The 15,003-nt window shown below is 70.0% G+C and carries 15 protein-coding genes; 7 read left to right on the top strand and 8 right to left on the bottom strand.

Annotated features, from left to right (window positions below; all coding sequences use genetic code 11):
• Positions 1–144: 144 nt before the first annotated feature.
• Entirely contained in the window at positions 145–2,496 is a 2,352-nt protein-coding gene (locus OG917_RS12605; protein ID WP_328317675.1) for a transglycosylase domain-containing protein, read from the bottom strand.
• Between the two features lie 182 nt (positions 2,497–2,678).
• Here OG917_RS12605 and OG917_RS12600 point away from each other — a divergent pair, with 182 nt between their 5' ends.
• From OG917_RS12600 to OG917_RS12590, 3 genes are all read left to right on the top strand, one after another.
• Entirely contained in the window at positions 2,679–3,479 is an 801-nt protein-coding gene (locus tag OG917_RS12600) for an ABC transporter permease (protein ID WP_328317674.1), read from the top strand.
• On the top strand, positions 3,472–4,275 hold the full coding sequence (locus OG917_RS12595; RefSeq protein ID WP_328317673.1) for an ABC transporter permease: 804 nt from the start codon (positions 3,472–3,474) through the stop codon (positions 4,273–4,275). Before OG917_RS12600 ends, OG917_RS12595 begins: the two co-directional genes overlap by 8 nt.
• Positions 4,276–4,421: 146 nt before the next feature.
• The gene (locus OG917_RS12590; protein WP_328317672.1) at positions 4,422–5,186 is read left to right on the top strand and encodes a hypothetical protein; all 765 of its coding nucleotides are present in this window, start codon (positions 4,422–4,424) and stop codon (positions 5,184–5,186) included.
• Between the two features lie 65 nt (positions 5,187–5,251).
• Here the strand turns inward: OG917_RS12590 and OG917_RS12585 are convergent, their stop codons facing one another.
• Entirely contained in the window at positions 5,252–5,854 is a 603-nt protein-coding gene (locus OG917_RS12585; protein ID WP_328317671.1) for a nitroreductase family protein, read from the bottom strand.
• Between the two features lie 210 nt (positions 5,855–6,064).
• On the opposite strand from OG917_RS12585, the gene OG917_RS12580 reads away from it, so the two are divergent.
• Entirely contained in the window at positions 6,065–7,039 is a 975-nt protein-coding gene (locus OG917_RS12580) for an ABC transporter ATP-binding protein (protein ID WP_328317670.1), read from the top strand.
• A 145-nt stretch (positions 7,040–7,184) separates the two neighbouring features.
• Here the strand turns inward: OG917_RS12580 and OG917_RS12575 are convergent, their stop codons facing one another.
• Positions 7,185–8,402 carry an SGNH/GDSL hydrolase family protein gene (locus OG917_RS12575; protein ID WP_328317669.1) on the bottom strand — a complete coding sequence of 406 codons (1,218 nt, stop codon included), beginning with the start codon at positions 8,400–8,402 and terminating at the stop codon, positions 7,185–7,187.
• 110 nt (positions 8,403–8,512) lie between these two features.
• On the opposite strand from OG917_RS12575, the gene OG917_RS12570 reads away from it, so the two are divergent.
• Complete coding sequence (locus tag OG917_RS12570; protein ID WP_328317668.1) at positions 8,513–9,853, top strand: DUF445 domain-containing protein; 1,341 nt, start codon at positions 8,513–8,515, stop codon at positions 9,851–9,853.
• Between the two features lie 158 nt (positions 9,854–10,011).
• Here OG917_RS12570 and OG917_RS12565 read toward each other — a convergent pair whose 3' ends face one another.
• The 3 genes from OG917_RS12565 to OG917_RS12555 all read right to left on the bottom strand — a co-directional run bounded on the left by OG917_RS12565 (position 10,012) and on the right by OG917_RS12555 (position 11,576).
• Entirely contained in the window at positions 10,012–10,311 is a 300-nt protein-coding gene (locus OG917_RS12565; protein ID WP_328317667.1) for a hypothetical protein, read from the bottom strand.
• A gap of 120 nt (positions 10,312–10,431) precedes the next feature.
• Positions 10,432–11,061, bottom strand: a complete 630-nt coding sequence (locus OG917_RS12560) for a GNAT family N-acetyltransferase (protein WP_328317666.1) — start codon at positions 11,059–11,061, stop codon at positions 10,432–10,434.
• A 167-nt stretch (positions 11,062–11,228) separates the two neighbouring features.
• The gene (locus OG917_RS12555; protein ID WP_328317665.1) at positions 11,229–11,576 is read right to left on the bottom strand and encodes a hypothetical protein; all 348 of its coding nucleotides are present in this window, start codon (positions 11,574–11,576) and stop codon (positions 11,229–11,231) included.
• Positions 11,577–11,767: 191 nt separating this feature from the next.
• Here OG917_RS12555 and OG917_RS12550 point away from each other — a divergent pair, with 191 nt between their 5' ends.
• Entirely contained in the window at positions 11,768–13,003 is a 1,236-nt protein-coding gene (locus OG917_RS12550) for a lanthionine synthetase LanC family protein (protein WP_328317664.1), read from the top strand.
• A 42-nt stretch (positions 13,004–13,045) separates the two neighbouring features.
• On the opposite strand, the gene OG917_RS12545 is transcribed toward OG917_RS12550, so the two are convergent.
• Together OG917_RS12545 and OG917_RS12540 are read right to left on the bottom strand one after the other, a co-directional pair.
• Positions 13,046–13,243, bottom strand: a complete 198-nt coding sequence (locus OG917_RS12545; RefSeq protein ID WP_328317663.1) for a DUF397 domain-containing protein — start codon at positions 13,241–13,243, stop codon at positions 13,046–13,048.
• The gene (locus OG917_RS12540; RefSeq protein WP_328317662.1) at positions 13,243–14,088 is read right to left on the bottom strand and encodes a helix-turn-helix domain-containing protein; all 846 of its coding nucleotides are present in this window, start codon (positions 14,086–14,088) and stop codon (positions 13,243–13,245) included. The genes OG917_RS12545 and OG917_RS12540 overlap by 1 nt, the downstream gene beginning before the upstream one ends.
• Before the next feature lie 202 nt (positions 14,089–14,290).
• Between OG917_RS12540 and OG917_RS12535 the strand changes: the two genes are divergently transcribed.
• Entirely contained in the window at positions 14,291–14,995 is a 705-nt protein-coding gene (locus OG917_RS12535; RefSeq protein WP_328317661.1) for an ATP-binding protein, read from the top strand.
• Positions 14,996–15,003: the final 8 nt, after the last annotated feature.

Here is a 15,003-nt window from a genome sequence, read left to right as displayed (position 1 = left end):
AGCCGGGAGCCGGGAGCCGGGAGCCGGGAGCCGGGAGCCGGGAGCCGGGCCCGCCCGCTTCCCACCGCCGCCCGTGCCTACCCGTCGCCCCTGCCGTACCGCGCCGCCCCTGCCGTACCGCGCCGCCCGTGCCGTACTCCGCCGTCAGCCGCCCGTGGTGCCGCCGCCCCCGTCCTCGCCCCCCGGGCCTCCGTCGCCCCCGCCGTTGTCGCCACCGCCCGTGTCCCCGCCGTCCGTCAGCCCGCCGATCACGCCGGGGTCCTCGGTGCTGGGAGCCTCCGACGGCTCAGGGGGCGCCGTCGTGGGCTCCGTGCTCGGCGGTGCGGACGACGGCCCGGACGGGCTCTCGCCCGGGGAGGGCGAGGCCGTTGCCGAGGGCGAGGCGGAGCTCTCGGCCGGAGAGGGCAGTGCCTCCCGGCCGGCGCCCGACTGGAGGTCGAGGTGGAAGGCCGTGCGCGGGGTGCCCGAGAGCGCGGCGCCCGTGTACTGACCCCAGATCTGGGCGGGCGCGCCGCCACCGTTGATGCGGGCGAGGCCGAGGGCCCCGTACAGCGGCTTCTGCACGCCGGTGGCCGGGTCCTGGCCCATCACGGAGATGACGGTGGACAGGTCGGGTGTGTATCCGGCGAACCAGGCGGCCTTGTCGTTCTCGGCGGTGCCGGTCTTGCCCGCGGCCGGCCGTCCCGCGGACTTCGCCGCGGTGCCGGTGCCGCTCGCGACGACGCTCTTCAGGATCGATGTCGTGGTGTCCGCGGCCTGCCGGCTGATGCTCTGGACGGTGCTCCTCTTCGGCAGCTTCAGCGTCTGGCCGTTCTTGGTGACCTTCTCGATGATCGTGTACCGCCCGTGCTTCCCGTGGCCCGCGAGTGTCGCGTACGCCTCGCTCATGTCCAGCACGCTGGCGGTGGCCGGGCCGAGCGCGATGGAGGGGTACGGGTTGAGGTCGGGGGTGTTCCTGGCGATGCCGAGGTCGATGGCGGTCTGCTGGACCCGGGAGGGTCCGACGTCCTCGGCCATCTGCGCGTACACCGCGTTCACGGACTTGTCGGTGGCGGCGGAGACGGTGATGCGGCCGTACGACTTGTCGTCCTCGTTGCCCGGTGCGTAACCGGTGGAGCCGTTCGGTCCCTGCACCATGCGGTGGTTGGTGCCGTCGTAAATGGTGTTCGGGGTGATCCTGCGCCCGTCCTGGGTGGTCGACCGGTTCTCCACGGCCGAGGCGAAGACGAACGGCTTGAAGGTGGAACCGACCTGGTAGTCCCGGCGGGTGGCGTTGTTGACGTACTGCTTCGTGTAGTCGATGCCGCCGTACATCGCGACGACCTTGCCCGTGTCGGGTTCCACCGAGGCGCCGCCGACCCGGACGTTGCGGTCGGCGCTGCGGCTCTTGCTGAGCTTGCTGGTCACCTGGTCGCGCACCGCTGTGCCCAGCGCCCGCTGCTTGCTGCGCTGGAGGGTGGTCGTGATGCGGTAGCCGCCGGTGGCGAGGGTGTCCTCGTCGATGATCTTGTTGCTGGTGAGGTCGTCCTTGACGGCCTGGACGAGGTAGCCGCGCTGTCCGGAGAGGCCGGACGACGGCTTGGCCTTGCCGGGCACCGGAAACTTCTCCCGCGCCCGTGCTCCGGGGCTGAGCCACTTCTTCTTGACCATGCCGTCGAGGACGTAGTTCCAGCGGGCCTCGGCCCGGCCCTTGTTCTCCGGGTGCGCCACGACGTCGTAGGCGCTGGGGGCGTTGAGCAGGGATGCGAGGTAGGCGCCCTGGCCTGCGTCGATGTCCTGGATGTTCTTGCCGTAGTAGGCCTGGGCCGCGGCCTGGATGCCGTAGGCGTTGCGCCCGAAGTAGCTGGTGTTCAGATAGCCCGCGAGGATGTCGTCCTTGCTCTCCTCGCGGTCGAGCTTGATCGAGATGAAGAACTCCTTGACCTTGCGGCTGATGGTCTGTTCCTGGCCGAGGTAGTAGTTCTTGACGTACTGCTGGGTGATGGTCGAGCCGCCCTGCGTGCCCTTGCCGGTCACGGTGTTCCACGCCGCGCGGACCATGGCCTCGGGGTCGATGGCGCTCTCGGAGTAGAAGTCGCGGTCCTCGGCGGAGAGCGCGGCGCGCTGGACGACGAGGGGGATCTGGGAGAGCTGCACGTTCTCGCGGTTCACCTCGCCGTCGCGGGCGAGTTCGGTGCCGTCGGAGTAGAGGTAGATGTTGCTCTGGGCGGTGGCCGCGGTGTTGGCGGTGGGGATGTCGACGAGGTTGTAGCCGGCGATGAAGCCCCCGACGATCAGCAGCAGGATCACCAGGACGGTGCCCAGGACCATCCGCCAGGTGGGGATCAGCCGGCGCCAGCCCGTGCGCCGGGGGCGCTTGCGTTTCCCGGCGGGCTGTCCGGCGCCGGCGTCCCCGGGGCCCCCGGGTGCGCCGCCGCTGCCGCCGGGCGGCCGGGGGCCGCCGCCTTCGCGGTCCCGCGGGGTCCAGCCGGGCTGCTGTGGCTGCTCGTCGCTCACTGTCTCTCCAGCGTCCGGCACAAGGGTGGCGTATCGGGTGAATCGTTACGTACGCCCATAAAACACTGTCGGGGCGTCCGGTTCGAACTGCGCGGATTATTCGGTCGCGGCGCACGCCCTACTGGACTAGGGTCGGCCGCTTTGGTGCTGCGCGGGGCGGGCGACAGGCGAGGGGGCTCAGGGTGCGGCTGTACGCGGTGGTGGCCTCGGGAGGGTTCCGGCGCTTCGCGACCTACCGGGTGGCGACGGCGGCGGGGGTGTTCACCAACACCGTCTTCGGTTTCATCATGGCGTACACGTACATCGCCCTCTGGGACGAGAGCCCGCACCTCGGAGGCTACGACCAGGCGCAGGCCCTCACGTATGTGTGGCTCGGCCAGGCGATGCTGACGACGATGGCGCTGATCGGCGGCGGCCTGGAGGAGGAACTCATCGAGCGCATCCGCACGGGGGATGTCGCGATCGACCTCTACCGCCCCGCCGACCTCCAACTCTGGTGGATGGCAGGCGATTTGGGGCGCGCCGCTTTTCAGGTCCTCGGACGCGGAGTGGCGCCCATGGCTCTGGGGGCGCTCGCCTTCGATCTCGCGCTGCCTTCCGACCCTTTCGTGTGGCTCGCGTTCGCGGGGGCGCTCCTCCTGGGGGTGATCGTGAGCTTCGCGATCCGCTATCTCGTGGCGCTCTCCGCGTTCTGGCTGATGGACGGGGCGGGTGTCGCCCAGATCGCGGGGATCGCCGGGATGTTCTTCTCCGGGATGCTGCTGCCGCTGAATCTCTTCCCCGGGCTGCTGGGCGAGATCGCCCGGGTGCTGCCCTGGTCGGTGCTGCTCCAGGTGCCCGCCGACATCCTCCTGGGCAAGCGGACCGGGTGGGGGCTGGTCACCGCGTACGCCTTCCAGCTCGGCTGGGCCGTCGTGCTGCTCGGCGCCGGGCGGCTGCTGCAGTCCGCCGCGACCAGGAGGGTGGTGGTGCAGGGTGGCTGACGGACTGCGCGCGTACGGGCTGATCGCGGGGATGTGGATCCGCTCGACGATGGCGTACCGGGCGTCGTTCGTGATGACGGCCCTCGGCAACTTCGCCGCGACCGGCCTCGACTTCGCCGCGATCCTGCTGATGTTCTCGCACGTGGACCGGCTCGGCGGCTACTCGCTGGGCGAGATCGCCTTCCTGTACGGGCTCGCGTCGACCGCCTTCGGCCTCTCCGATCTGGTGATGGGCTCGATGGACCGGCTGGGCCGCCGGGTCCGCGACGGGACCCTGGACACGCTCCTGGTGCGCCCGGTCCCGGTGATCGCCCAGATCGCGGCCGACCGCTTCGCCCTGCGCAGACTGGGCCGCCTCGCCCAGGGGCTGCTGATCCTCGGCTACGCGGTGGCGGTCGTCGATATCCGCTGGACGCCGCTGGCGGTCCTGATGGTGCCGATGATGCTGGTCAGCGGGGCGGTGGTGTTCTCCGCCGTGTTCGTGACGGGTGCGGCCCTCCAGTTCTGGGCGCAGGACGCTTCGGAGGTGCAGAACTCCTTCACGTACGGCGGCGTGACGCTGCTCCAGTACCCGCCGACGGTCTTTGCGAAGGACCTGCTGCGCGGCGTGACCTTCGTGATCCCGCTGGCCTTCGTCAACTGGCTGCCCGCGCTGTACGTGCTGGGCCGGCCGTACCCTCTGGGCCTGCCGCAGTGGCTGGCGTTCATGCCGCCGGTGGTGGCGGCGGTGTGCTGCGCGGTGGCGGGGGTGGCCTGGCGGGCGGGGCTGAGGGCGTACCGCAGTACGGGGAGTTAGCGCCGGGCCCGGTGATGGCCCCCGTTGCCCGGCGGCCTGCGTCTGCCCGGAGCGCCGCACCCTGACATGGGGTCAGGGGCGTTTCGGGGTAGGGCCCGGGGCTTCCCCGTGGTGGCCCGGCGGGGCGCCGCAGCAGGGTGGGAGTCATGCAGATCACCACTGAGAAGCGCCCCCCGGCCGTCCTCCGCGGGGCCGCCGGGCTCGCCTTCGCCGCCGCCCTCGCGGCCATGGCCACCGGTGCGGCGAGCGCTCCCGCCGCCGCTGCCGGCGCGCCTCCTGCTCCCTCGTACGACTTCAGCGACTGCCCGGACATCCCGGCCGGTGTCGACGCGGCCGACTGGAAGTGCGAAGTTCTCACCGCGAGCGGCCCGTTGACCCTCGGCAGCCGCAGTATTCCGGCACTGGCGCCGATGACCATCACTCATGCCGAGGGTCCGCTGCCCGACGGGAGCGACGGGCAGGTCTGGGGCGCTCTGCGCAGCGCCGCGACCGCTGTCCCCGGCGGGCTCCCCGGGAGCACCGCAGGCCGCAGCCCGCTGCTCGCCCTGTCCCTCCGGCCTGAGTACGGCGGCCGGTCCGACTTCTACTCCGTCGGGGACAGCATGGGCCTGTTCACCCTGCGCTTCCGGGTACTCGGCCCCCTGTTGCCGCACAACTGCGTCATCGGCGCCGACAGCCCCGTCGAACTGCACCTGAAGCGGGCCGGTGACTCGCAATGGGTCTCGAAGAACCCGCCGGTCATCAAGTTCGACGCGTACGACGACGCCTTCACCGCCCCGGCCGCCGACGGCTGCGGGCCACTGGGCAGGCTCGTCAACGACCGGCTGGGCCTCCCGGCACCGGCCGGGAACACGATCACCCTGTCCGCGCGGTACACCTTCAAGACGTACGACCGGCTTCCGCCGCGCTGACGCCGTGCCCGTTCCCGGGGCGCAGGCGGCGCCCGGCGGCGGTGCCGGCCCGCCGAAGGATCATCTCAAGCGTGCCGGCCCCAGTGCCCCCGGTGGATGACCTCACCCATGCCACGTCGCCGCTCTTCGACGCGAGGACTCTGCGCGGGCATGTCGTCAGCGCGGTAGCCGACCGTGATCCCGCCGATGGGGGCGTACTCGTCAGGTATCCCGAACTCGGCGCGGAAAGGCCGCAGATGTTCGGGCATGATGCCGAAGAAGCATGCGCCGAGGCCCTCGTCGACAGCGGTCAGCAGCATGAGCAGGGATGCCATCCCTGTGTCGATGTACCAATAGGGTGCGGGCCAGCGGGCCTCGGCCCGGTCCTCCCACCCCTTGTCGGGCTCAGCGTAGCGTTCGAGATAGGCCGCCTTGTGCGCCAGAGGCACTACAACCAGCGGGGCGTCCTGCATGGTCGGTGTCTTCTCGACACGGGTAGGTACGAATGGCCAGAAGCGGGCGCGGTCCTCAGGGTCGGTCAGGGCCAGAAATGACCAGCCCTGGGAGAAGCCGGCCGACGGTGCTCGCAGAGCAGAGCCAAGGAGTCGCTCGACCACATCGGGTGCCAGCGGTTTGTCGGAGTAGTGCCGGACCATGCGCCGGCGCCGAACCACTTCGGAAAATTCCATGTCGGCAGATGCTGCCACGCAGGCCCGGCTGTGTCAGTGCCGGCGGCCGGGCTCGGGCGTCCTCTGCGGCTGAACCGCCGAGCCGACGCGTAAGTCCGTGCCTCCGCCGAAAAGGCCGGTGCCCGCAGCCCTGCCGCTGGGCATGATGGCCCTTCCGCCTCCATGCGACCCGGAGCCGGTACGGGAGCGCACGACGGGAGCTGAACCACTGTGACCAGCACGACTGCCGGCTTCATCGAACTCGAAGCCCTGGAGAAGGTCTTCGACGTACGCCGCAAGTCCGGCTTCCTGCGCCGGGAGAAGCATCAGGTGCGCGCCGTCGACGGCATCACCTTCCGGGTCGCCCGGGGGGAGATGGTCGGCTACATCGGGCCCAACGGCGCGGGAAAGTCCACCACCATCAAGATGCTCACCGGCATCCTCACCCCCAGCGCCGGGCACATCCGCGTCGCGGGCCTCGACCCCTCACGCGAGCGGACGAAGCTCGCGCAGCGCATCGGCGTGGTCTTCGGGCAGCGCACCACCCTCTGGTGGGATCTGCCGCTGCGCGACTCGTACCGGCTGGTGCACCGGATGTACCGCATTCCGGACGCCCGGTTCCGCGAGAACATGGACCGCTGTGTCGAACTTCTCGATCTGGGCGAGCTGTTGGAGGTTCCCGTACGTCAGCTCTCGCTCGGACAGCGGATGCGCGGTGACATCGCGGCCGCGCTGCTGCACGACCCCGAAGTGCTCTACCTGGACGAGCCGACGATCGGCCTCGATGTCGTGTCCAAGGCCAAGGTCCGCGGCTTCCTCAGGGACCTGAACGCCGAGCGCGGCACCACCGTCCTGCTCACCACGCACGATCTGACCGATATCGAGCAGCTCTGCAAGCGGGTGATGGTGATCGATCACGGGCGGCTGATGTACGACGGTGCGCTGGCCGGGCTGCACGAGGTGGGGGAGAGCGAGCGGACCCTGGTGGTGGATCTGGAGCGGGAGCTCCCGCCGATCGACATCCCGGCGGCTCGCACCATCCGGGTGGAGGGGCCCCGGCAGTGGCTGACGTTCCCCGCGGCCGACTCGGCGGCGCCGCTCGTCGCGGCCGTCGCGGCCGACTACCCACTGGTCGATCTCGCGGTGCGGGAGCCCGACATCGAAGCCGTCATCGCCAAGATGTACGCGGACCGCAGCTATCAGTAGCCGTATCAGGATCCGTAGCCGCACCAGCAGTCCCGGGATCCCCGGCGGGAAGCTTCGGAGCCGGGAGCGCCGCCCGGCCCGTCCCGCGGGCACCGGACGCCCCGCCGTTTTCCGCGACGGGGCTCCGGGGGCCGGCGCGGCCGGGTCAGGCGCTGGCCGGCGCGGACCTGGTCAGCGCGTCCAGGTCGAGGGTCATCGCCATCGTGCGGTAACCGGCGTCGCTCGGGTGCAGGTGGTCGCCGGAGTCGTAGTCGGGCCGGAGCCTGCTCGGGGCGTACGGGTCACGGAGCGCCTTGTCGAAGTCGACCACCGAGTCGTAGACCCCGCCCGCCCGGATGATGGCGTTGACCTGCTGGCGTACGGCCTCCAGCTGCGGAGTCACCCCGAAGTGGCCGCCGAACGGCGTCAGCGTCGAACCGACCACGTGCAGCCCGCGGGCCCGTGCCTGCTGGGCGAGCTTGCGCAGCCCGTCGGTGATCTGCCGGGCGTTCACGTTGTGCGGCAGGCGCAGGATGTCGTTGACCCCCAGCTCGATCACGACGGCCTTCGCACCGGAGCGCCCGAGGACATCGCGGTCGAAGCGGTCGAGGCCGCTCTGTCCCTTGCCTGCCAGCAGGACGCGGTTGCCGCTGATGCCCTCGTTCAGCACCCCGTAGTGGCCGCCGAGCCGCCCGGCGAGTACGTCCGTCCAGCGCTGGTTGGTGTCCGTGGTCGAGGTGATGCCGTCGGTGATCGAGTCGCCGAAGGCCACGACCGAGCCGCGTGCCTCATGGGTGAGGACGTCCACGGCGGTGAGGTAGCGCCAGTACGGCGTCTCGACGGTGTGGCCGCCCAGGTCGGCGTACGAGACCTGCCGGGCGTGCGGGTGGTAGGTGACCGGGCCGCTCGGCGACGGGGTGGTGAAGGAGACCGTGACGTTGCCGTTGCTGGGCACCTGGATGCGGGCCGCGTCGCTGATGGTCTGGCCACCGGCCGGGATCGTCACGTAGTGGCGCCCGTCGAAGGTCACCGCCTGGACCGAGCCGTCGGCCGCGACGGACGCCTCGGTGACCTTCAGCGGCTGGGTGCCGAACAGGTTCGAGAGGGTGATCCGGGTCAGCGAGCCGCCGATGCTGGTGTGCACGACGTTACGGATGGTGCTCCCGGGGAGCCCGTTCGGCGTGCCGGGCTCGGGGCCGACGGGCGCCGCGGACCAGGTGCCCGTCCAGGTGCCGGAGGCCGGCACCCCCGACGAGACCCGCGAGGGGACACCCGCGGACACCGTGGTGGCCGGGGTTCTCACCATCGCGAAGATGCCAACGGAAACGAGCGTCACCACTGCCGCAAGCGTGGCGAGCAGGGCGTAACCACGGCGCCTGGTCATGAGCGGTCGGTCTCCTCGGGAACTCGACGTGCGTCCCAGGAGTAGCTCAGGCAGGGACAATACGTACGGGGGCGGTACAGGTGCAGGAACGGGCGGAGCAGGCGGAGCTGATGGAACGTACTGGCAGGGAAACGGAAGCCGGGGCCGGACCTGGGACGGAAGGCGTCACAGGTACCGCGCCACTGGGCTCCGTTGCCTACAGCGCGGCAGACGAGGAGAAGCGGCGTGGGGTCCGCCGTATGAAGACGACGGCCACCGGGCTTCTCCTTCTGGTCGCTCTCATTTTCGTACTCGCCACTTGGGCCTCGCACACCGGGGGCGGGTCCTGGACAGGCTATGTCGCTGCGGCTGCCGAGGCGGGCATGGTGGGCGCCCTGGCGGACTGGTTCGCCGTGACGGCACTGTTCCGCCGGCCACTTGGTCTCCCCATTCCTCATACCGCGATCATCCCCAACAAGAAAGACCAGCTTGGGGAGTCACTTGGTTCCTTTGTTGGTGAAAATTTTCTGTCTGAATCTGTCGTAAGGGCCAGATTGCGGGCTGTGGGCGTCGGCGGGCGCCTCGGATCGTGGCTCGCGGAGCCCGAACACGCCGATCGGGTGACGGCGGAGCTGTCTACGGCGCTGCGCGGCGCCCTCACCGTCCTGCGCGACTCCGACGTCCAGGCAGTGGTCGGCGAGGCCATCACCCGCCGCGCGGAGGCCGCCGAGGTGGCACCCGGTGTCGGGAAGATGCTGGAGAAGGTCGTCGCCGACGGCGGTCACCGCCGGGTCGTCGACCTGGTCTGCGTACGGGCCCACGACTGGCTGACCGTCCACTCCGACTCGGTGATGGACGCGGTGCAGGGCGGGGCGCCGGGGTGGACACCGCGGTTCGTGGACAAGAAGATCGGCGACCGCGTCTACAAGGAGCTGTTGCGCTTCATCACGGAGATGCGCGACATGCCCGAGCACCCGGCCCGCGGCGCCCTCGACCGGTTCCTGGAGGACTTCGCGACGGACCTTCAGTCGGACACGGACACCCGGGCGCGGGTGGAGCGCCTCAAGTCGGACCTGGTGGGCCGTACCGAGGTACAGGACGTGATCGCCTCGGCGTGGTCCTCCGTACGCGCCATGATCATCTCGGCGGCGGAGGACGAGCAGAGCGAGCTGCGGCTGCGCGCCCGTGCCTCGCTGCTCTCCCTGGGGGCCCGGCTGGCGACCGACGGCCGCCTCCAGCAGAAGCTGGAGGGATGGCTGGAGGACGCCGCGGTGTACGTGGTGACCACGTACCGCGACGAGATCACGTCCCTGATCTCGGACACGGTCGCGGGCTGGGACGGCGAGCAGACCTCCCGCAAGATCGAGGCACACATCGGCCGTGACCTGCAGTTCATCAGGATCAACGGCACGGTGGTCGGCGCGCTGGCGGGCCTCGTGATCTATACGGTGTCGCACGCGCTGGGGGCGTGACGCGGGGGCTTGACGGAGGAGGCGGGAGGCAGAGGAAGCCGGGTGGGAGCCGGGCAGGAGCCGGGGGGAGCCGGAGGGAGCCGGGCGGAGCCGGGCAGGAGCGGGCGGGGTGGTCGTCCGGCTGCCGGGGCTCCGGCACTCGGCTGGTTTTCCTCTTCCTATGCCCGGCGCGCGACCACGGTCGAGGCTGCGGCGACCGCCCCTGCGACGGAGAACACGGCAGGCCAGGCACCGATCTTCTTGGCGAGGGGGTGGGACCCGCCGAACGCCGCGAGGTAGACACCGGTGAGCGCGGCGGCCTTGGCCGTACCGGCCTCCTGCTGCCACTGCCGGGCGGCGACCGCACCGGCGGCGGCGAGCGTCACTCCGCCGAGGGGGCGCTTCCTGGTCCAGCGGGCCACGGCGAAACCGCCGACGAGACCGGTGGCTGCTACGGCTGCTGCGGGAATCTTTGCCATGAGGACGAGGCTAATGGCGCGGATCCGGAGGCCGGGGGCGGGGGCAGCCCTCAGGCGTCGTGAGCGTCGGGCGCCGTCGCGCACCCGCCCCGGCAGGGGCAGCGCCGGGACATCACCGCGCTACCCGGCCGCCCCTCGGGCCGCGTCGCGTGCGGGGGCGGCGACCACACCGTACGTACGCCCGCCCGCGACGTACTCACCGAGCGGGCGCATACCGAAACCGTCCACATGCACCCGCCACGACGCCCGGTTGTCGGCCTCGATGAAAGCCACCACGACATCCGCCCGGCCCCACGCCGCCTCGACCGCCATGGTGAAGAGCCCCTTGGCCACTCCGCGCCCCCGGAAGGCGGCGTCGACCACGACCGGTCCGTACAGCAGCCACCGTGACGCACTCAGCGGACGCCCCTGCCAGCGCAGCGAGTCCTGAGCGTCGAGCAGCGCCCGGACCGGGGGAGGCGGCGCGGACAGACTCCCGGGAGCGGACAAGGCGAGCAGACCGGCCACGCGCCCCGGGCCGGCGTGGCTGCCCCCGCCTCCCGACGCGTCCGCCGCACCGGCATCCTCCGCCGCGTCGGCGACGAGGAGACTCCCGCCCGTGGCCATGGCGCGCAGGGCGGCGGCATCGAAGCTGCCCTGCACAAACCCCTGCTCGGAGCGTTGCCGCTCGGTGAGTGCGTCGCGGTGGTTGGCGGCGAAGAGCGCCGCCATGGCGGGAACATCGGCCTCAGTGGCATACCGGTACTGCATGCTCCCGATCGTGCCACGGGCACCGTCAACGCCGGGTGAGGCGATCCGCCGGCCCGGCGCCGGGCCGGGCCGGGGCCGATGCCAGGCTCCTTTGCCGGCCGAGAGGGCGCGGACTCCGTCCCTCCGCCCCACACCGCACGCGGCCGGCGCCGGCCGGGGGCAGCCCCTCACTCGGGCCGGTCGGCCCGTTCTGGCTGGTCCTGCTCGGTCTGCTGGTCCTGCTCGGCCTGCGGGGCCTGTTCGGCCTGCTCGTTCTGTGGGGAGGGGGTTGCTGCCTGCGGGTACGGGACGAACATGCTCAGGCGATAGGTCGTCGGCTGCTCCGACCGACCGCACAACGTGTCCACCCGCAGCATCGACGCATCGGCCAGCCCGAGTTCGTCCCGGACACGGGGCACCGAGCGCTGCCACTCCGCCGCGTCCTGAGTCTCGAATACGACTTCCCAACGCCCTGCACCGGCGCCCCGCAACGGGCCGCCCCGCTGCTGATTCCTCCGCTTACGCTGCTTCGGCACGTGCCCAGCATGTCCTCCGGCCGGCCTGGCGGGCAAACGCGGGGCGGGGCGGGGCGGGGGAGGAGGACGCGGGGTAGACGGTGCGCGGGCAGCCGGGCACACAGCTGCGCGTAGCTCGCGACCGCAGGCCCGTTGGCAGCCGACGAACACACTGGGACGCTAGCCGCGTGATCGCAGAGGGAGCACAACCCATGGACATCGAGAACCTGGCCAGGGGCGGTCTGGACTGGCTCGTCGGCTCGGCGCGGGAAACGGACACCAGCAATGGCTTGGGGTGGGCGGACACGGCCGACGACGAGCGGAACTCAACCCTCTACAGCGGTGCTGCGGGAATCGTGCTGGCGCTGCTCGAAGGACGGGAGCACTTCGGTGACGACAGATACGGGGATGTCGCTGTGCGAGGCGCGCGGACAGTCGCGGCCTCCGTCGACGCGTGCGCGGACAGCTCTCTGTATCTCGGCCTGACCGGGATGGCCGTGGCCCTGCGCGCGGCCAACGACCTACTGGGAGACGCTGCCGCAGGAGCCGCCGCCGACCGGGCGATGGACCGGGTGCGCGGTCAGTTCGACGGGACGCGCTGGGGCAACTGGTTCGAACTGCTCGCCGGCAACGCGGGTATTGCCCTGGGCGCTCTTGCCACTGGTGACGTGGAGCTGGCCGTACTGGCGGTAGAGCCCTACCTGCGTACCGCAGAACGGAGTGCGGGAGGCGTTAACTGGGAGGTTCTGTCCGGGGTATCGGCGCGATTCCACCACATGTCGCACGGCACGCTGGGCATTGCGTACGCACTTGCCGCCGTCGGACGCGCCGCCGATCGCCCCGATCTGAGGGAGCTTGCGGTGGCGGGCGCATCGGATGTGGTGGCCCGTAACGAGGCGGGCCCGGCGGGCTTCCTGGTCCCGCACTCCGACCCACAGCACAGCCCAGCCCATACCGACCGCTACAGCTACGGCTGGTGCCACGGACCAACCGGCGACGCCCAAGCATTCAGACTCCTGGCTGCGGCCCTCCAGGATCCGGTCTGGCAGGCACACGCGGACCAGTGCTGGCACACGGTCACCCGCTCAGGGCTCCCACAGAGGCTGCGCCCGGGCTTCTGGGACAACAACGGCCGGTGCTGCGGGACGGCAGGGGTGCTGGCACTGGCTTGTGACCGGCACGTGGAACACCGCGACGGACTGGACTTCGCCCATATCCTCGCCGCAGACCTGGCTTCCCGCGCAACACAGGACGCCGACGGGGCGCGCTGGTCGAACGTGGAGCACCGGGCCATCCCGAACACGCTCGAACCCCGGCCGGGCTGGGCCATGGGCAATGCGGGCATCCTCCGAGAACTGCTTCGCTACGCCCGCATCGGAACGGGACGAGATGCGGGGTACGCGGTCGACTTGCCGGACCACCCGGTCGCGAGGCCGGGTCAGTCGTGAGCGGCGAGGACTCGGCGGCAGCGCGCGGCGATCCGAGTGGCCTCAGCCGAGTTGATCCGTTCGCACAGCGCCTATGAATCCTGCCCAAGCAGCTCCGCCCACGGTGAGACGTACGGAGTTCGGCCGTGACGAATCCCGCACCAGCGCGCCGTCGCGCACAGGCGCGTACTCGACGCACTCCGTGCCGCTACCCCCGCTGTAGGTGGACTTGAACCAGCGAGGTTCCGACTCCTTGGCCATCAACTCTCCTGAGCGACAGTGCGGATGAGGTCGGCGGAGGCGGTGATATCGAGTGCCTGCGCACAGAGGTACTGGAAGGCCAATCTATAGCGTTCGATTTCCTTCGGCTTCTCCATGAAGAGGCCGCCTCCGATGATGTCCACGTACACCACGTCCAGGTCGGGAGTTTGGCCACCGAGGACGATGAAGCTGCCCACTGCGGCGGCGTGTGCTCCGGCACTGAAGGGCAGGATCTGCACGGTGATGTGCGGACGGTCGGCAGCCGCCAACAGATGGAGCAGTTGGCCCCGCATCGTGTCGAGACCGCCCACCTGGCGACGGATAGCCGCTTCATCGATGACGGCCCACACATGCGGCGGCTGTTCGCGGTTGAGGAGGTCCTGTCTCTTCATGCGGATGTCGACCATGTGCTGCACCTCCTTCTCGGTGCAACGCATTTCAGAGGCGCGATGGACGGCCTCTGCGTACCCCCGGGTTTGGAGAAGGCCTGGGATGTACATGCAGGCGTAGTGATCCTCGCTGATCACCTCATCCTCAAGCGTGAGCATGAGATTCATCGAGTCAGGGATGGGATCGTCCAGTGAGCGCCACCACCCCTGGATCTTGGCACCCTTTGCCAGCTCGACCAGGGCTGCACGTTCAGCGTCAGTGGCGCCGTATTGGCGGCAGAGAGCGTCCACGACCGGCCACTTGACCGGCCCCTCCTTCGTCTCGTACCGGCTCAACGTCGCTTTGGAGATACCGACGCCCACTCCTGCCCCTTCGAGGGTGAGGCCCCTCTGCTCGCGTAGGCGACGGAGATCTGAGCCCAACTGGCGCCTGCGTGTGGTGGGGCCAACAACCATGATTCCAGCCCTTCGTGTTGATGAGAGGGTGCCCGCCGTCTCACCGCGGGAGCAAGGAGGCGTACGCAGGGGGCGCGCCACATGGCGTAGTGCTCCTCCCGAGTCGTTGTGAGAGTTCCATTTTGAGAGTTTCACTGCGACTCTAGGTGAGGCGGCGACTACGTGACGCTAACCATCACTCAGTATCGAGGAGTTGAGGGACATGGCTTACTACAGCTTCGAAGCCCCGCGTCAGGACTGGAAGCTGGCCTTCCTGGCGGAACCGGAGGAAGTCGCCAGACTTCGTGGTGCGCTGCGCCAGCGCTTGGCCCTCTGGGGCCTCTCGCAACAGGTTGATGCGGCCCAGCTGTGTGTCAGTGAACTGACCGCCAACGTCATCAAGCATGTGGGGGCGGGGACGCCTACCACTCTTACTGTGTCCACGGACGGAGCGCGTCTGCGCATGGAGGTTCGTGACCCGGACAGACGCGCGCTGCCGACACTTCTCTCTCCTGACATGAACTCTGAAGGCGGACGCGGTATGGCACTTGTTGACGCTCTTGCCGACCGTTGGGGAGTGCTGCTTTCAGCGGACTGCAAGATCACTTGGTGTGAGCTTGATCTGGCCCCGACCGCTAAAGGCGCCCCTGCTTCGGACCGAATCATGCGTGCCGAAGCTCTGCTCGGACTGCATGGCGAGTCAGCTGGGGGAGGTGAGGTTCCTCGCACCCGGCTAGGCGCCGCCTGCGCAGAGGAGGCTGTGACGGGCGTGATCACAGATCTCCTCTACTGGCTGAGGGCTCGCGGATGCGATCCGGAAGTGGCCCTGGATCAAGCGCAGATGCACTTTGAGGCGGAAGCGTTGTCGATGGCGGGACGAATGGAGGACACAACTTCGCGTGGGATGAATCCTGTCCAGTCGGAGTGAGCGTCTTG

Source organism: Streptomyces sp. NBC_00388 (assembly GCF_036061255.1).
Taxonomy (GTDB): Bacteria; Actinomycetota; Actinomycetes; order Streptomycetales; family Streptomycetaceae; genus Streptomyces.
This window is presented reverse-complemented; position numbering and strand designations above follow the sequence as displayed.